At 55.2% G+C, this 17,704-nt stretch carries 17 protein-coding genes; 13 read left to right on the plus strand and 4 right to left on the minus strand.

Annotated features, from left to right (window positions below; genetic code table 11):
* Positions 1 to 98 precede the first annotated feature (98 nt).
* The gene (fadE, locus tag LRM19_RS00105; protein ID WP_115874293.1) at positions 99 to 2,543 is read right to left on the minus strand and encodes an acyl-CoA dehydrogenase FadE; all 2,445 of its coding nucleotides are present in this window, start codon (positions 2,541 to 2,543) and stop codon (positions 99 to 101) included.
* A 239-nt stretch (positions 2,544 to 2,782) separates the two neighbouring features.
* Here fadE and lpcA point away from each other — a divergent pair, with 239 nt between their 5' ends.
* On the plus strand, positions 2,783 to 3,361 hold the full coding sequence (lpcA, locus tag LRM19_RS00110) for a D-sedoheptulose 7-phosphate isomerase (protein ID WP_021242877.1): 579 nt from the start codon (positions 2,783 to 2,785) through the stop codon (positions 3,359 to 3,361).
* A gap of 46 nt (positions 3,362 to 3,407) precedes the next feature.
* Positions 3,408 to 4,175 (plus strand): class II glutamine amidotransferase, encoded by a 768-nt coding sequence (locus LRM19_RS00115; RefSeq protein ID WP_008500262.1) that lies wholly within the window; start codon positions 3,408 to 3,410, stop codon positions 4,173 to 4,175.
* Here the strand turns inward: LRM19_RS00115 and dpaA are convergent.
* A complete protein-coding gene (dpaA, locus tag LRM19_RS00120; RefSeq protein WP_111965861.1) occupies positions 4,146 to 4,886 on the minus strand; it encodes a peptidoglycan meso-diaminopimelic acid protein amidase in 741 nt (246 codons plus the stop codon). The genes LRM19_RS00115 and dpaA overlap by 30 nt on opposite strands.
* A 298-nt stretch (positions 4,887 to 5,184) precedes the next feature.
* Between dpaA and LRM19_RS00125 the strand changes: the two genes are divergently transcribed.
* The 8 genes from LRM19_RS00125 (at position 5,185) to dinB (ending at position 12,391) form a co-directional block, all read left to right on the plus strand.
* Positions 5,185 to 6,528, plus strand: coding sequence for a Na(+)-translocating NADH-quinone reductase subunit A (locus LRM19_RS00125; RefSeq protein WP_271366821.1), 1,344 nt, complete (start codon positions 5,185 to 5,187; stop codon positions 6,526 to 6,528).
* Positions 6,529 to 6,531: 3 nt separating this feature from the next.
* On the plus strand, positions 6,532 to 7,767 hold the full coding sequence (locus LRM19_RS00130; RefSeq protein ID WP_271366822.1) for an NADH:ubiquinone reductase (Na(+)-transporting) subunit B: 1,236 nt from the start codon (positions 6,532 to 6,534) through the stop codon (positions 7,765 to 7,767).
* Positions 7,760 to 8,554, plus strand: a complete 795-nt coding sequence (locus tag LRM19_RS00135; protein WP_115874296.1) for a Na(+)-translocating NADH-quinone reductase subunit C — start codon at positions 7,760 to 7,762, stop codon at positions 8,552 to 8,554. Before LRM19_RS00130 ends, LRM19_RS00135 begins: the two co-directional genes overlap by 8 nt.
* Complete coding sequence (locus LRM19_RS00140) at positions 8,547 to 9,185, plus strand: NADH:ubiquinone reductase (Na(+)-transporting) subunit D (RefSeq protein WP_045330387.1); 639 nt, start codon at positions 8,547 to 8,549, stop codon at positions 9,183 to 9,185. Before LRM19_RS00135 ends, LRM19_RS00140 begins: the two co-directional genes overlap by 8 nt.
* Positions 9,186 to 9,191: 6 nt before the next feature.
* Complete coding sequence (nqrE, locus tag LRM19_RS00145) at positions 9,192 to 9,788, plus strand: NADH:ubiquinone reductase (Na(+)-transporting) subunit E (protein ID WP_023334613.1); 597 nt, start codon at positions 9,192 to 9,194, stop codon at positions 9,786 to 9,788.
* 10 nt (positions 9,789 to 9,798) lie between these two features.
* The gene (nqrF, locus tag LRM19_RS00150) at positions 9,799 to 11,022 is read left to right on the plus strand and encodes an NADH:ubiquinone reductase (Na(+)-transporting) subunit F (protein ID WP_223581313.1); all 1,224 of its coding nucleotides are present in this window, start codon (positions 9,799 to 9,801) and stop codon (positions 11,020 to 11,022) included.
* The gene (nqrM, locus tag LRM19_RS00155; RefSeq protein WP_023615899.1) at positions 11,022 to 11,225 is read left to right on the plus strand and encodes a (Na+)-NQR maturation NqrM; all 204 of its coding nucleotides are present in this window, start codon (positions 11,022 to 11,024) and stop codon (positions 11,223 to 11,225) included. Before nqrF ends, nqrM begins: the two co-directional genes overlap by 1 nt.
* A 107-nt stretch (positions 11,226 to 11,332) precedes the next feature.
* Positions 11,333 to 12,391 (plus strand): DNA polymerase IV, encoded by a 1,059-nt coding sequence (gene dinB, locus LRM19_RS00160; RefSeq protein ID WP_111965857.1) that lies wholly within the window; start codon positions 11,333 to 11,335, stop codon positions 12,389 to 12,391.
* Between the two features lie 77 nt (positions 12,392 to 12,468).
* On the opposite strand, the gene pepD is transcribed toward dinB, so the two are convergent.
* Positions 12,469 to 13,926, minus strand: coding sequence for a cytosol nonspecific dipeptidase (gene pepD, locus LRM19_RS00165; RefSeq protein WP_271366828.1), 1,458 nt, complete (start codon positions 13,924 to 13,926; stop codon positions 12,469 to 12,471).
* A 260-nt stretch (positions 13,927 to 14,186) separates the two neighbouring features.
* Between pepD and gpt the strand changes: the two genes are divergently transcribed.
* From gpt to crl, 3 genes are all read left to right on the plus strand, one after another.
* Positions 14,187 to 14,645, plus strand: coding sequence for a xanthine phosphoribosyltransferase (gpt, locus tag LRM19_RS00170; protein ID WP_010427903.1), 459 nt, complete (start codon positions 14,187 to 14,189; stop codon positions 14,643 to 14,645).
* 104 nt (positions 14,646 to 14,749) lie between these two features.
* Complete coding sequence (gene frsA, locus LRM19_RS00175) at positions 14,750 to 15,994, plus strand: esterase FrsA (protein ID WP_111965855.1); 1,245 nt, start codon at positions 14,750 to 14,752, stop codon at positions 15,992 to 15,994.
* Between the two features lie 57 nt (positions 15,995 to 16,051).
* A complete protein-coding gene (crl, locus tag LRM19_RS00180) occupies positions 16,052 to 16,453 on the plus strand; it encodes a sigma factor-binding protein Crl (RefSeq protein WP_008500249.1) in 402 nt (133 codons plus the stop codon).
* Positions 16,454 to 16,522: 69 nt separating this feature from the next.
* Here crl and phoE read toward each other — a convergent pair whose 3' ends face one another.
* Complete coding sequence (gene phoE, locus LRM19_RS00185) at positions 16,523 to 17,575, minus strand: phosphoporin PhoE (RefSeq protein WP_111965853.1); 1,053 nt, start codon at positions 17,573 to 17,575, stop codon at positions 16,523 to 16,525.
* Positions 17,576 to 17,704 lie beyond the last annotated feature (129 nt).

Here is a 17,704-nt window from a genome sequence, read left to right on the forward strand (position 1 = left end):
CCTCAAACGACCACTTTTTGACACTGTAGCACGACATAACGAGAAAATGTGGCAATAAAAAACCCCGCGCGAGGCGGGGTTTGTATAAGCGAAACGCGTTATGCCGCTTCAGGTTTGCGGTGCTTCTCCGGCAGCTTTACCGGCTGCGTCGCCAGCTCGTCCGGTTCGAAATCATCCACGTTAATGCTGCGCAGACGGCTCTCTTCGGCTTTCACCAGCAGGGCGGCTTCGTCTTTATTGATAATACCGCCTGCGAGCGCCTGTTTTGCCAATTCGTCCAGACGGGTAAACGGCAGGTTTTTGCCCAGCTGTTTACAGATCTTCTGATGAATCGGGTCGGCAGCCATCACGTCCAGCAGCGCCTCTTCCAGCAGACCCACCGGGTTATGCTGCGTCGGTGCCAGATACTGACCGCGACCGATGCGGGAGCGGGTTGCGCTCGGAACCTGCAGGATCTTCGCCACCTTGTGGTCCAGCTTGTCGGACGGCGCCAGATGGTGACGACCGGTCGGGAAGATCACCGCGCGCAGGGCACCCGCCACGAAGCGGTTCGGGAAGTTTGCCAGCAGATCGTCAATCGCCTGTTCAGCCTGATACATCGCATCCTGAACGCCCCAGTGTACCAGCGGCAGATCCGCTTCCTGACGGCCTTCATCGTCGTAGCGTTTCAGGACCGCAGAGGCCAGGAAGATCTGGCTCAACACATCGCCCAGACGGGCAGAGATACGCTCGCGACGCTTCAGGCTGCCGCCCAGCACCGCCATGGAGACGTCAGACAGCAGGGCCAGGTTGGCGCTCAGACGGTTCAGATGCTGGTAATAACGTTTGGTTGCATCGCCGGTCGGCGTGGCGCTGGTAAGGCCGCGCGTCAGGCCCAGCCAGAAGCTACGTACCTTGTTGCTGCCCACGTGACCGATATGTTTGAACAGCAGCTTATCGAAGGCATCCACGTCGTTGTTCTGCGCAGCGGCCATCTCTTCCAGCACGTACGGATGGCAGCGAATTGCGCCCTGACCGAAGATCATCATGCTGCGGGTCAGGATGTTCGCCCCTTCCACGGTGATGGCAATCGGTGCGCCCTGATAGCCGCGCGCCAGGAAGTTGCCTTCGCCGAGCATAATGCCTTTACCGCCCGCGATATCCATCGCGTCAATAATTGACTGCTGCGCGCGGTGGGTACAGTGGTACTTCACAATGGCCGACAGTACGGCTGGTTTTTCGCCCAGCATAATGCCGTAGGTAATCAGCGTGGCGGCAGCGTCCATCACGTAGGCGTTGCCCGCGATACGCGCCAGCGGCTCTTCGATACCTTCCATCTTTCCGATGGAGATTTTGAACTGACGACGGATGTGCGCGTAGGCACCAATCCCCATCGCCACAGACTTCAGACCGCCGGTTGAGTTCGACGGCAGTGTAATGCCGCGGCCCACAGACAGACATTCCACCAGCATACGCCAGCCCTGACCGGCCATTTTCGGACCACCGATGATATAGTCAATCGGTACAAAGATATCCTGGCCGCGGGTCGGACCGTTCTGGAACGGTACGTTCAGCGGGAAGTGACGACGACCAATTTCAACGCCTGGGGTAGAGGTTGGGATCAGCGCACAGGTAATGCCCAGATCTTCTTCGCCGCCCAGCAGTCTTTCCGGATCAGAGAGCTTAAAGGCCAGACCCAGCACGGTGGCGATAGGCGCCAGGGTGATATAACGCTTGTTCCAGGTCAGGCGCATGCCCAGTACCTGCTCGCCCTGCCACTCGCCCATGCAGACCACGCCGGTATCCGGGATCGCGCCCGCATCGGAGCCCGCTTCCGGGCTGGTCAGCGCGAAGCAAGGGATTTCCTGACCGCGTGCCAGACGCGGCAGGTAGTGATCTTTCTGCTCTTCAGTACCGTAATGCTGCAGCAGTTCGCCCGGGCCTAAGGAGTTAGGCACGCCAACGGTAATCGCCAGGATCCCGGAGACGCCCGCCAGCTTTTGCAGGACGCGGGCCTGAGCGTAGGCGGAGAACTCCAGGCCGCCGTACTCTTTCTTAATGATCATCGCGAAGAAGCGATGCTCTTTCAGGTACGCCCACAGTTCCGGCGGCAGGTCGGCCATTTCATGGGTGATGGCAAAGTCGTTTGCCATGCGGCACGCTTCTTCAACCGGGCCGTCAATAAAGGCCTGTTCTTCAGCGGTCAGGCGCGGCTGCGGATAGTTATGCAGCTTTTTCCAGTCCGGGTTGCCCTGGAACAGATCGCCTTCCCACCAGGTAGTGCCTGCGTCAATCGCTTCTTTCTCGGTACGCGACATTGGCGGCATCACTTTGCGAAAGCCCTTGAACACCGGCGCAGAGATCATTGATTTACGCATCGGGGCAAAGTTAAACGGCAGAAGAATGATGGCAAGAGGGACTAAAAGCCAGATATTCCAGAGGCCTGCGACGCCAAGCGCAGCCGTCCAGGCCAGAAGAATCAGGCTGCTCAGGAATAAACTCACGCGGTGATAGAACAACACACCGAGCAGAACAACGGTTGCGAGAATGCTCAAAATCATCATAAAGAAAAGCTCCCTTGCTTGTAGGAGGTCTGACCACTTGTGATGATATGGTTGTAGTTGATGTGAATTCCTTTAGCAATGTGTTTACAAAATAATTACAACCTGGTTCACATTGTTCGTGTTTTAGCCGGCACAAAAAATCAAAACGCCGGACGATTCGCATGGCTTTAGCTTCTCGCTTTTCCCGCTATCCGGTACACTCCACTGTGTTATTTCATCAATACTGAAGGATTATCCTCATGTACCAGGATCTTATTCGTAACGAACTGAACGAAGCGGCGGAAACGCTGGCTAACTTTCTGAAAGATGATGCCAATATTCACGCTATTCAGCGCGCAGCGGTCCTGCTGGCCGACAGCTTCAAAGCGGGTGGCAAAGTGCTCTCCTGCGGTAACGGCGGCTCTCACTGTGACGCGATGCACTTCGCAGAAGAGCTGACCGGACGCTATCGCGAAAACCGTCCTGGCTACCCGGCGATTGCGATTTCCGACGTCAGCCACATCTCCTGCGTAGGCAACGACTTCGGTTACGACCACATCTTCTCCCGCTACGTTGAAGCGGTAGGCCGTGAAGGCGACGTGCTGCTGGGGATCTCTACCTCCGGCAACTCCGGCAACGTGATCAAAGCGATCGCCGCCGCGCGTGAAAAAGGGATGAAAGTCATCACCCTGACCGGTAAAGATGGCGGTAAGATGGACGGTACGGCGGATGTCGAAATTCGCGTTCCGCACTTCGGTTATGCTGACCGCATTCAGGAAATTCACATCAAAGTGATCCACATCCTGATCCAGCTGATCGAAAAAGAGATGGCTAAGTAAGACTTCGCTGGGGGCATTCTTGCCCCCGCAGTTGTGGAGGTGATGTATGTGCGAACTGCTCGGGATGAGCGCGAATGTGCCAACCGATATCTGCTTTAGTTTCACCGGGCTGGTGCAGCGCGGTGGAGGAACCGGGCCGCATAAAGACGGCTGGGGCATCACCTTCTACGAAGGCAAAGGATGTCGCACGTTCAAAGATCCACAGCCCAGCTTTAACTCACCGATTGCCAAACTGGTGCAGGACTATCCCATAAAGTCCCGCTCGGTGATCGCCCACATCCGTCAGGCTAACCGTGGCGAAGTGGCGCTGGAAAATACCCATCCGTTTACACGCGAGCTGTGGGGCCGTAACTGGACCTATGCGCACAACGGGCAACTCACGGGCTATAAGTCGCTGGAGACGGGCAATTTCCGCCCGGTCGGCGAGACGGACAGCGAAAAAGCCTTCTGCTGGCTGCTGCACAAGCTGACGGAGCGCTATCCCCGCACGCCCGGCAACATGGCCGCCGTGTTCAAATACATCGCGACGCTGGCAACTGAACTGCGCGAAAAAGGCGTGTTCAACATGCTGCTCTCTGACGGCCGCTATGTGATGGCGTTCTGCTCGACGAATCTGTTCTGGATCACCCGCCGTGCGCCGTTTGGCGTTGCGACGCTTCTCGATCAGGATGTGGAGATAGACTTTCAGAAGGAGACCACACCGAACGATGTGGTCACTGTTATCGCAACGCAGCCGCTGACGGGCAACGAAACCTGGCAAAAGATTATGCCAGGCGAGTGGGTGCTATTTTGTCTCGGGGACCGTGTAATTTGACGCCAGCTGCGGGTGGACGACTTCGTGGCTCAGCGGTTTGCTGACCACGTAACGGCCATCGACGATAGAGACCACCGGTGGCTTGTGGGTCTGCTCAAAGTAGTCGTAACCAGGCTTCAGCTGTTTCCAGAAATCCGCGTAGTATGAGTACTTGTGACGCGCCATGTTGGCGTCCGTCATGCGGAACGGATAGATGCTGACCTGTACGTTAGGCTGCCCAAAGACCAGCGCGCCCGTCACGAACTGGAAAATCTCATCAATGCCGGAGTCGGTCATCGCATAACAGCCGATAGACACGCAGGCACCGTGGATCATCAGATATTTACCTTCATAACCGTGTGCACGGTCATAGGCATTCGGGAAGCCGATGTTAATGGCTTTATAGAAGCGGCTGTCAGGCTTGAGCTGGCTGCGCTGAACGTTGTAGAACCCTTCCGGACTTTTGAAATCGCCCTGACGCTGTTTTGGCCCCAGTCCGCCGGAGTAGTTACAAATTTTGTAACTATCAAGCAGCTGATATGTCTCGCCCATTTTCACAAACAGATCGAGAGTGCGCTCTTCCTTGAAGATCTGAATATAAACCGGCGATCCCATTAACTGCTGTTTATATTCCTTGCTGACCGGCGTCGTTGAGCTATTACTGCTGAGCAGTCCGGCAAACGACATGCACGGAATCAGAAGCATCGCAATGAACAATGCGATTTTACGCATACTACTAGTTCCTTGATAAAACCATGACCAACTTGCCAGGACGGCAAAAGAGACCCGAAATCAGATTATTCTGTTAGGAGCGCTCACATTAGCACCGCTATAGATTTTCGCAAGAGCCGGGCGGTGAGTTTACAAATTAGTTTTACTTAATAAACCATCAAAATCGCGATGGCTCCAGAAACTTTGCGCATTAGCTCGCAATTTGGCGCGCGCAATGGCGGATACCCTGCCCGCGGAAAGGGGAAAATGTTACACTTTGCGCCCACTGGATTGTTGTTCATGGAAACCTGCTAACCACATGTTTAAAATAAAAAAAGGACTTGATCTGCCGATTGCAGGCGTGCCCGCGCAGCACGTTTCGACAGGCGCAAGCGTCCGTCATGTCGCCATTTTGGGCGACGACTATCTGGGAATGCGCCCTTCAATGCTGGTACAGGAGGGCGATCGCGTGATCAAAGGACAGGCGCTCTTCGAGGACAAAAAAAATCCCGGCGTGATGTTCACGGCCCCCGCGAGCGGCACCGTTGTGGCCATCAACCGTGGCGAACGGCGCGTTCTGCAGTCGGTGGTTATCCGCATTGAAGGCGATGAAAAGCGTGAGTTTGCCCATTATGACGCCGCAGAACTCGCTGCGCTGAACCGTGACGCCGTTCAGGCTCAGCTTCTGGCGTCCGGTTTATGGACCGCGCTTCGTACGCGTCCCTTCAGCAAATCCCCTGTTCCGGGCACGGAACCGGCCGCGATTTTCGTCACGGCAATCGACACCAACCCGCTCAGCGTGGATCCGCAGCCGGTTATTCTGGCGCAGCGCAAAGCCTTTGATGCCGGACTGACCGTTTTAACCCGCCTGACTTCGGGGAAAGTCCACGTTTGCCAGGCCGGCGGCGGCAAGCTTGGGGGGCATCCGCAAGGGCAGGTCACGTTTAATGAGTTTGCTGGCCCGCATCCGGCGGGGCTGGTCGGGACGCACATCCATTTCCTTGAGCCAGTAAGCCTGACGAAACAGGTCTGGCACCTTAATTATCAGGACGTCATCGCCATCGGTAAGCTTTTCACCGCTGGTGAACTCTGCGCTGAACGGATAATCGCCATCGGTGGACCGCAGGCTGCAAACCCGCGCCTGGTGAAGACGTTGCTGGGGGCAGACATCAATGAACTGCTGGTGGGGGAAATGAAAGAGGGTGAAAACCGCCTGATTTCCGGTTCGGTCCTCAGTGGCCGCCATGCTGTCAATGCGCACGCGTATCTGGGACGTTTCCATCTGCAGGTCAGCATTGTGCAGGAAGGGCGCGAAAAAGAGCTGTTCGGCTGGGTGCTGCCCGGTGCGGAAAAATACTCCGTCACCCGGACTACGCTGGGCCACTTCCTGCGTAATAAGCTGTTTAGCTTCTCGACCAGCACGCACGGCGGCGAGCGCGCCATGGTCCCGATTGGCAACTACGAGCGCGTCATGCCGCTGGATATTCTGCCTACCATGCTGCTGCGCGATCTGCTCGCTGGGGATACCGATAGCGCGCAGGCGCTGGGCTGTCTGGAACTGGACGAAGAAGATCTGGCGCTCTGTACCTATGTCTGTCCGGGCAAATACGAATATGGACCGGTATTGCGCGAGGTGTTAACCCGCATTGAGCAGGAAGGATAACCGATGGGCTTAAAACACCTCTTTGAAAAAATTGAGCCGCACTTTACCGAAGGGAAGCTCAAAAAGTACTACCCGTTGTATGAAGCCACGACGACTATTTTCTACACGCCGGGGCTGGTGACGAAAGGGGCGGCGCACGTTCGCGATGCCATCGACCTTAAGCGCATGATGATCCTGGTATGGTTTGCGGTCTTCCCGGCGATGTTCTGGGGCATGTACAACGTCGGTCTGCAGACCATTCCGGCGCTGCACCATATGTACGATGCCCAGCAGCTGGCGCAGGTGATCCAGTCTGACTGGCACTACCGCCTGGCGCAGTCGCTAGGGGTAAGCTTTGCTGCAGACGCGGGCTGGCTGAGCATGATGACGCTGGGCGCGGTGTTCTTCCTGCCGATTTACATCACGGTATTTATCGTGGGTGGCTTCTGGGAAGTGCTGTTCGCCATCATCCGTAAACATGAGATCAACGAAGGTTTCTTCGTGACCTCGATTCTGTTTGCACTGATTGTCCCGCCAAACTTACCGCTCTGGCAGGCGGCGCTGGGCATCAGTTTCGGCGTGGTCATTGCTAAAGAAATTTTCGGCGGCACCGGGCGAAACTTCCTCAATCCGGCGCTGGCGGGACGTGCGTTCCTCTTCTTTGCCTATCCGGCGCAAATCTCAGGCGATCTGGTCTGGACGGCGGCAGACGGTTTTTCCGGCGCGACGCCGCTTTCACAATGGGCCGCACACGGCGGCGAAACGCTGGTGAACAACGCGACGGGTCAGCCCGTGACCTGGTTTGATGCCTTTATTGGCAACATTCCGGGCTCCATCGGAGAAGTCTCTACGCTGATGATTTTGCTCGGCGGCGCGATCATTCTTTTTGGCCGCGTGGCCTCCTGGCGAATTGTTGCGGGCGTGATGATCGGCATGGTGCTGACCGCCACCCTGTTCAACGTTATCGGTTCGACCACCAATCCGATGTTCTCCATGCCGTGGTACTGGCATCTGGTGCTGGGTGGCTTCGCGTTCGGCATGATGTTCATGGCAACCGACCCGGTCTCGGCCTCCTTCACTGACAAAGGTAAATGGAGCTATGGCGTGCTCATTGGCGCAATGTGTGTCCTGATCCGCGTGGTCAACCCGGCGTACCCAGAGGGGATGATGCTGGCCATTCTGTTTGCCAATCTGTTTGCGCCACTCTTCGATTACCTGGTGGTGCGGGCCAACATCAAGCGGAGGAAGGCGCGTGGCTGAAGTAAAAAATAACGACAGCATCAGCAAAACGCTGCTGGTGGTGCTGGTGCTCTGCCTGGTCTGCTCCATTGTCGTAGCCGGCTCTGCCGTGGGGTTAAAACCCCTGCAGCAGGAGCAACGTGCGCTGGATAAACAGCGCAACATTCTGGCCGTCGCCGGGCTGATGCAGGAAGGAATGAGCGCAGACGACGTTTCTGCCGTCTTTGCTGAACGTATTTCGGCGCGTCTGGTGGATTTAAAAACGGGTGAACTGCTCGATAAAGACCCGGCAAAATTCAACCAGGCGCTGGCGCTTAAAGATCCGCAGATGAGCCTGACGCTGGAGGCATCCCAGGATCCCGCGGGGATTAAGCGTCGCAGCAACCTTGCCGAAGTTTATCTGGTTCGCGATCCCCAAAAACGCATTCAGGAAGTGGTACTGCCTATTTACGGTAATGGTCTGTGGTCAATGATGTATGCCTTTGTCGCTCTTGATACCGATGGCCGCACGGTCAAAGGCATTACGTATTACGACCAGGGCGAAACCCCGGGGCTGGGTGGTGAAGTTGAGAACCCTAACTGGCGGGCACAGTTTGTCGGCAAGAAAGTGCTCGACGATAACGGCCTGCCTGCGCTGAAGGTGATGAAAGGGGCGGCTCGTTCCGGTGATGACTACGCCGTTGACGGGCTTTCCGGCGCCACGCTCACATCAAAAGGCGTGCAGCACAGTTTTGATTTCTGGATGGGCGAGCTGGGCTTTGGTCCTTTCCTGAAAAACGTACGTGAAGGAGCGCTGAACAATGGCTGATACCGGTGAACTGAAAGAAGTCAAAAAAGTACTCATTGGCCCACTGCTCGCCAATAACCCGATCACGCTGCAGGTGCTGGGCGTCTGTTCAGCCCTGGCGGTGACGACCAAACTGGAAACGGCGGTAGTGATGACGCTGGCGGTTACGCTGGTCACGGCGTTTTCCAGCATGTTTATCTCGATGATCCGCCACCACATCCCCAACAGCGTGAGGATCATCGTCCAGATGGCGATCATCGCCTCGCTGGTGATCGTGGTCGATCAGCTGCTGCGCGCCTTTGCCTATGAAACCTCCAAACAGCTCTCGGTGTTTGTCGGGCTGATTATCACTAACTGTATCGTCATGGGGCGTGCGGAAGCCTACGCCATGAAAATGCCGCCGCTGGCGAGCTTTATGGACGGTATCGGCAACGGCCTCGGCTACGGCGCGATCCTGCTTACGGTTGGGTTTCTGCGCGAGCTGATTGGCAGCGGCAAGCTGTTTGGCATCACGGTGCTGGACACGGTGCAGAACGGCGGCTGGTATCTGCCAAACGGCCTGTTCCTGCTGGCCCCTAGCGCATTTTTCATTATCGGTTTGTTGATCTGGCTGATTCGTACGTTGAGACCAGAACAGCAGGAAAAGGAGTAACCGACGATGGCTCATTACCTGAGTTTGTTTGTGCGGGCGGTGTTTGTTGAAAACATGGCGCTAGCGTTTTTCCTCGGCATGTGTACGTTCCTTGCCGTGTCTAAAAAGGTCTCCACGGCATTTGGGCTGGGCGTGGCGGTCACCGTTGTGTTGGGGCTTTCGGTTCCGATTAACAATCTGGTCTACAACTTTGTGCTGCGTGACGGCGCACTGGTGGAGGGGGTTGATCTCAGCTTCCTGAATTTCATCACCTTTATCGGGGTGATCGCGGCGCTGGTGCAAATCCTCGAGATGATCCTCGATAAGTACTTCCCGTCGCTGTACAACGCGCTGGGGATCTTCCTCCCGCTGATCGCGGTGAACTGCGCCATCTTTGGTGGCGTCTCGTTTATGGTTCAGCGTGATTACAACTTCAGTGAATCCGTGGTGTACGGTTTTGGTTCCGGCATCGGCTGGATGCTGGCGATTGTCACCATGGCGGGGATCCGCGAGAAAATGAAATATGCCAACGTGCCTGCGGGTCTGCGTGGCTTAGGGATCACCTTTATCACCACCGGGCTTATGGCGCTGGGCTTTATGTCCTTCTCCGGTGTGCAGCTATAAGGGCTAACAGATGGAAATTATCCTTGGCGTGGTGATGTTCACGCTGATCGTACTGGTGCTGTCAGGGTTAATTCTGGCGGCGCGCGCGAAGCTGGTGAATTCCGGTGACGTGGTGATTGATATTAACGACGAGCCGCAGAATCAGATCCGCACGCCAGCGGGTGACAAACTGCTCAATACGCTCTCGGGCAATGGGATCTTTGTCTCGTCAGCCTGCGGCGGTGGCGGCTCTTGCGGGCAGTGCCGCGTGACGGTAAAAGAGGGCGGTGGCGATATTCTGCCAACCGAGCTGGCGCATATCACAAAGCGTGAAGCGAAAGAGGGCTGCCGTCTGGCCTGCCAGGTCGCGGTGCGTCAGAACATGAAGATTGAGCTGCCGGAAGAGATCTTCGGCGTCAAAAAATGGGAGTGCGAGGTTATTTCTAATGATAACAAAGCCACCTTTATTAAAGAGCTGAAGCTGCGGGTACCGGAAGGGGAAGATGTTCCGTTCCGCGCCGGAGGATACATTCAGATTGAGTGTCCTGAACATACCGTGGCGTATGCGGACTTCGACGTGCCGGATGAGTACCGCGCCGACTGGGACAAATTCAATCTCTTCCGTTTTGTATCGGAGGTAAAAGAGCCGACGCTGCGCGCCTACTCGATGGCTAACTACCCGGAAGAGAAAGGCATCATCATGCTCAACGTGCGTATCGCCACGCCGCCACCGAATGTGCCGGATGCACCGCCGGGCGTGATGTCGTCATACATCTGGTCCCTGAAGCCTGGCGATAAGGTGACGATCTCCGGTCCGTTCGGGGAGTTCTTCGCGAAAGATACCGACGCGGAAATGGTCTTTATCGGCGGCGGTGCCGGTATGGCCCCGATGCGCTCGCACATTTTTGACCAGCTCAAGCGGCTCGGCAGCAAGCGTAAAATCAGCTTCTGGTACGGTGCGCGCTCCCTGCGCGAGATGTTCTACGACGACGAGTTTGAACAGCTGGCGCGTGAAAACCCGAACTTTACCTTCCACGTTGCGCTTTCCGATCCGCAGCCGGAAGATAACTGGACGGGCTATACGGGGTTCATCCACAACGTGCTGTATGAAAACTACCTCAAACAGCACCCGGCACCCGAGGACTGCGAGTTCTATATGTGTGGCCCGCCGATGATGAACGCCGCCGTGATTAAGATGCTGAAAGATCTCGGTGTCGAAGATGAGAGCATCTTGCTCGACGACTTTGGAGGCTGATGATGCTGACGTTTCTGGCAACCTTTGTGGTTTTTGTGCTTGTCATCTTCGGCATGTCGTTAGGCTGGATCGTTAAGCGGAAAAGCATTCAGGGCAGCTGCGGCGGTATTTCCTCCATTGGTATGGAGAAGGTCTGCGACTGCCCGGAACCGTGCGATGCGCGGAAGAAAAGGATGGCGCGCGAGCAGCAGCGCATTATTTAGTCTTGTCTGTCGGGTAAGGCGAAGCCGTCACCCGACAATTTCCACGCACGCTTCTCAACCCTCATTTGTTTACTGTATACTTATCCAGTGATAAGTGAGGGCATACTATGCGCAAAATAATCCATGTTGATATGGACTGCTTTTTTGCCGCAGTGGAGATGCGAGACAACCCGGCGCTGCGGGATATTCCCATCGCCATTGGCGGCAGCCGCGTTCAGCGTGGCGTCATCAGCACCGCCAACTATCCTGCGCGCAAATTTGGCGTGCGCAGCGCCATGCCGACGGCGATGGCCTTAAAGCTTTGTCCTCATCTCACGCTTCTGCCCGGCCGGTTTGAAGCCTATAAAGAGGCTTCCCTTCACATCCGGGAAATCTTCTCCCGCTATACCTCTCTCATAGAGCCGCTGTCGCTCGACGAAGCCTATCTGGACGTGACCGACAGCGTTCACTGCCACGGCTCCGCCACGCTGATGGCGAAGGAGATCCGCCAGACGATTTTCAACGAGCTGAATTTGACGGCGTCGGCGGGCGTCGCGCCCGTTAAATTCCTTGCCAAAATCGCCTCCGATTTAAATAAGCCCAACGGTCAGTACGTCATCACACCGGAAGAGGTGCCTGCATTTTTAAAAACGCTGCCGCTCGGCAAAATCCCCGGGGTAGGAAAAGTTTCTGCCGCAAAGCTGGAAAGCATGGGGCTACGGACCTGTGAAGACGTGCAGCAAAGCGATCTCGCCATGCTGCTCAAGCGTTTCGGGAAGTTTGGCCGCGTGCTGTGGGAGCGCAGCCAGGGAATTGACGATCGCGATGTGAACAGCGAGCGGCTCCGTAAATCCGTCGGCGTTGAGCGCACCCTCATTGAAGATATACATGACTGGTCTGAATGCGAAATGATCATCACGGAACAGCTTTATCCGGAGCTGGAACGGCGTTTAATCAAGGTGAAGCCGGACCTGCTGATTGCCCGTCAGGGTATCAAATTAAAATTCAACGACTTCCAGCAGACCACGCAGGAACACGTCTGGCCGCGACTGAATAAAGACGATCTTATCGCGACGGCAAAAAAGGCATGGGAAGAGCGCCGGGGCGGGCGAGGGGTAAGGCTGGTGGGATTGCACGTCACGCTGCTGGATCCGCAGCTAGAGCGACAGCTGGTTCTGGGATTGTAAAAAAGCCCGGTGGCGCTACGCTTACCGGGCCTGGATTTTTCACCCTCTTCCACAGGAAGAGGGCTGGGATGAAGATGTTATTTCGCAGGGATCGCTTTCAGCAGTTCAGTCAGCAGCGTCCAGTAGTGACCGACGCTTTCGATATGAACCTGCTCATCCGGCGAGTGTGGACCGGTAATGGTTGGCCCGATGGACACCATATCCATATCCGGATACGGTTTCTTGAACAGACCACATTCCAGACCCGCGTGGATCACCTGAATGTTTGGCGTGCTGTTGAACAGACGCTGGTAAGTTTCACGCACCAGCGCCATCACCGGAGAGCTTGCATCCGGCTGCCAGCCCGGGTAGCTGCCTTTTGCAGAGGTTTTTGCTCCCGCCAGCGTGCCCAGAGATTCCAGCATGCTCACCACGTACTCTTTACCGCTGTCGATCAGCGAGCGGATCAGGCAGATGATTTCCGCGCTGTCGTCGCTCATGGTCACCACGCCCACGTTCAGTGAGGTTTCAACCACGCCTTTCGCCACGTCAGAGTTGCGGATCACGCCGTTTGGCGTCGCGTTCAGCAGCTGAACAAAGGTGTCACGAGACTGCACGGTCAGCGCGGCTTTATCTGTAGAAACAGATTCCAGCACTACGGTCAGGTTTTTCTCTTTCGCCGACAGTTCGTTTTTCAGGATATCCAGGTATACGGTGGAGAGTTTTTTCAGCTCGTCCGCTTTTGCTGCTGGAACCGCTACGGTGGCGAACGCTTCGCGTGGGATCGCGTTACGCAGGGTACCGCCGTTGAAATCCACCAGACGCAGATCCAGCTCGGCCGCATGGCCTGCCAGGAAGCGTGCCAGCAGCTTGTTGGCGTTGCCCAGACCCAGGTGAATATCGCCGCCGGAGTGGCCGCCTTTCAGCCCTTTCAGCGTCAGCTTGAAGGTCTGGAAGCCCGCAGGTATCGCTTCGCGAGACAGCGGCAGGGTAGAGATAAAATCAATCCCGCCCGCGCAGCCCATGTAGATCTCGCCTTCTTCTTCTGAGTCGGTGTTGATCAGGATATCCGCCTGCAGCCAATTCGCCTGCAGACCGAACGCGCCGTCCATGCCCGCTTCTTCGGTCATGGTTAACAGCACTTCCAGTGGACCGTGCTCAACGCGGTCGTCAGCCAGCACCGCCAGCGCAGACGCCATACCGATGCCGTTATCCGCTCCCAGCGTGGTACCGCGTGCTTTCACCCAGTCGCCGTCGATGTACGGTTGAATCGGGTCTTTGGTGAAGTCATGAACGGTGTCGTTGTTCTTCTGTGGCACCATGTCCAGGTGGGCCTGCAGCACAACCGGTTTGCGGTTTTCCATGCCTGCGGTTGCAGGTTTGCGGATCAGAATATTGCCAACCTGGTCGCGTTCAGCATTCAGACCTTTTTCCTTCGCCCAGCCCATAATATGTTCGGCAAGCTGTTCTTCATGGTAGGAAGGGTGTGGAATGGAGCAGATTTTGGCAAAAATATCCCACAGCGGCTGCGGAGATAGTTGAGACAGTTCAGACACGATAAGTCTCCTTGTCGAGGCGCTGCAAACAGGGTTGCAGGTCACAGGGTTAGCAGGTTAATAGTTACCACAAGTCAGGCTTGCGAGATGAAACTGAGAATACCACTTTCTCTGCTGGCTGGTAGCATAAAGCATGTAAAAACTCAGGCAGAGGGCGCTAAACACTGGTTTTTAGTGCGTCAGATCTCTATAATCTCGCGCAACCTATTTCCCCCTCGAACACTTTTTAAGCCGTATAAAAACAGGCTGGGACACTTCACATGAGCGAAAAATACGTCGTCACCTGGGACATGTTGCAGATTCACGCACGCAAACTGGCTGCGCGTCTGATGCCTTCCGAACAGTGGAAAGGCATTATTGCCGTCAGCCGTGGCGGTCTGGTACCGGGGGCGCTGCTGGCACGTGAGCTGGGTATTCGTCATGTCGATACCGTTTGCATCTCCAGCTATGACCATGATAACCAGCGCGAGCTGACCGTGCTGAAACGTGCGGAAGGTGACGGTGAAGGCTTCATCGTTATTGATGACCTGGTGGATACCGGCGGTACTGCGGTCGCTATCCGCGAAATGTATCCTAAAGCGCACTTCGTCACTATCTTCGCTAAACCGGCTGGCCGCCCGCTGGTTGACGATTACGTGATTGATATCCCGCAGGATACCTGGATTGAACAGCCATGGGATATGGGCGTGGTCTTCGTACCGCCGATTTCAGGCCGTTAATACCAGTACGTAACTTTACACGCCCGGCTATGTCGGGCGTTGTTCTTTTTGGCCTGCCACGCGTTACAATAGTCTTCATATGACGTATTCATGGAGGCAACGCAATGACGCAGGCGAATCTCACCGAGACACTCTTCAAACCCCGTTTCAAACACCCTGAAACGTCGACGCTGGTGCGTCGCTTTAATCCGGGTACCCAGCCTGCCGTCCAGTCCGCGTTAGACGGTAAAAACGTGCCTCACTGGTATCGCATGATTAACCGCCTGATGTGGATCTGGCGCGGTATCGACCCCCGTGAAATCCTCGATGTACAGGCACGTATCGTGATGAGTGAAGCCGAGCGTACCGACAGCGAACTCTATGATACCGTGGTGGGCTACCGTGGCGGAAACTGGATCTACGAGTGGTCTAAACAGGCGATGGTCTGGCAGCAAAAAGCCAGCCAGGAAGAGGATGCCACGCGCAGCGGCAAGCACTGGCTGCATGCGGCCAATCTCTACGCCATTGCCGCGTATCCACATCTGAAAGGTGATGAGCTGGCTGAGCAGGCACAGGCGCTGGCGAATCGCGCTTACGAAGAGGCGGCTCAACGCCTGCCGGGCCAGATGCGCGAACTCGAGTTTACCATTCCGGGTGGGTCATCCATCACCGGGTTCCTGCATATGCCTGAAGGTGAAGGCCCGTTCCCGACTGTCCTCATGTGCGGGGGGTTGGATTCGCTGCAAATCGACTATTACAGCCTGTATGAGCGCTACTTCGCACCAAAAGGGATCGCGATGCTGACGCTTGATATGCCTTCAATTGGTTTCTCATCCAAATGGAAACTGACTCAGGATTCCAGCCTGCTGCACCAGCATGCGTTAAAAGCGCTGGAAAACATTCCGTGGGTTGACCATACCCGCGTGGCGGCATTCGGCTTCCGTTTCGGCGCTAACGTCGCGGTGCGTCTGGCTTACCTTGAATCTTCTCGCCTTAAAGCCGTCGCCTGCCTCGGCCCGGTCGTACACGCCCTGCTCAGCGATCCCGCACGTCAGGGGAGCGTGCCTGAAATGTACCTGGATGTGCTGGCCAGCCGTCTTGGCATGCATGATGCATCAGACGAAGCGCTGCGCGTTGAGCTCAATCGCTACTCGTTAAAAACGCAAGGCTTGCTGGGACGTCGCTGCCCAACGCCGATGCTGTCGGGGTTCTGGAAAAACGATCCGTTTAGCCCGGAAGAAGAGTCGCGCTTAATCACTTCGTCATCTGCGGATGGCAAATTGCTTGAGGTGCCGTTCAGCCCGGTCTATCAGAATTTCGACAAAGCACTGAAAGAGATTACGCGCTGGATAGCTCAGAGATTGTGTTAATAGATTGCTAAATTTCGCTGGTTTGGTAAAACAGTGGCTTCACAAAAGGAGATCGCAATGACGTTACCGAGTGGACACCCGAAAAGTAGATTGATTAAGAAGTTCATGGCTCTTGGCCCGTATATTCGAGAAGAGCAGTGTGAAGAGAATCGCTTTTTTTTCGACTGCCTGGCTGTATGCGTCAACGTGAAGCCTGCACCCGAAAAACGTGAATTCTGGGGCTGGTGGATGGAAATGGAAGCAGAGGAAAAACGCTTTACGTATAGCTACCAGTTTGGCCTGTTTAATAAAGACGGCAACTGGCAGGCGACCACCATTAAAGATCAGGAAGTCATTGACCGCCTGGAATACACCCTGAAAGAGTTTCACGACAAAGCGAGCGCACTGCTGGCGACTCTGGATCTCAAGTTCGAACCCGCAGATGACTTTTCCAGCGAAGCGGTGAAGCTGACTGCCTGATAGCGTCACAGCGCCACCGGGCAAAAAAAATCCCGGCTCAACTGCCGGGATTTTCTTATTCGGATAATCTTAGAACTGGTAGGTCATACCCAGTGCAACGATGTCATCGCTGCTCACGCCCAGTTTATTTTTGTCGTCAATCTGGTTGATTTTATAATCAACAAAGGCGGACATATTTTTGTTGAAGTAATAGGTCGCGCCAACGTCAATATATTTCACCAGATCTTCGTCACCAATACCTTCGATATCTTTGCCTTTAGACTGGACATAACCCAGGGACGGGCGCAGACCGAAGTCGAACTGATATTGTGCGACCACTTCAAAGTTCTGCGCTTTATTTGCAAACCCACCGGAAATTGGCGTCATATTGCGCGTTTCAGAATACATTGCAGCCAGATAAATATCGTTCGCATCATATTTCAGACCGGTTGCCCAGGCTTCTGCTTTCTGGCCCTGGCCACGCGCCAGCAGGTTCTGAGCGTTGGTGCGGTCAGAGTTGGTGTAGGCGCCGCTGACGGCGAAATCGCTGCCGCCGAAGTCATAGGTCAGAGAGGTACCAAAACCGTCACCGTTCTGTTTCTTGGCGTCACGGTTTTCGTTTTTTCCCTGGTACTGCAGGGTCATGTCCAGGCCGTCAACCGCGCCGAAGAAGTCGGTGTTACGGTAGGTGGCAAGACCGGTCGCACGCTTGGTCATGAAGTTATCGGTCTGCGCGGAAGAGTCGCCACCGAACTCAGGGAACATATCGGTCCATGCTTCGACGTCATACAGGGCACCCAGGTTACGACCGTAATCCAGTGAACCAAAGTTTTTCAGCTTCAGGCCCGCGAACGCCAGACGCGTCTTCTGAGTAGAGTCGCTCTCGGCTTTGTTACCTGCAAATTCAGATTCCCAACGGCCATAGCCCGTCAGCTGATCGTTAATCTGCGTTTCGCCTTTAAAACCGAAACGAACGTAAGTCTGATCGCCATCTTTGGTAGCATCATCGCTGATGTAGTGCATGGCTTTCACTTTGCCGTACACGTCCAGCTTATTACCATTTTTATTATAAACTTCAGCTGCGTGAACGGATGCAGAAGCCACTACGCCCATAACCATTAATGCCAGAGTGCTCTTTTTCATTTTCGATCCTGTCTTATAAACGCGCTAAAAAATTCGCTGGACGATAAGCTCATGCTTAAGTCCCGTGAAAAAACAGGAAGGGTTTTATCGTTCTGGAATGAAACTTTTATGACAAACTAAGAATAATTT

The sequence above is a fragment of the Enterobacter sp. PI-10 genome (assembly GCF_027947695.1).
Taxonomy (GTDB): Bacteria; Pseudomonadota; Gammaproteobacteria; order Enterobacterales; family Enterobacteriaceae; genus Enterobacter; species Enterobacter vonholyi.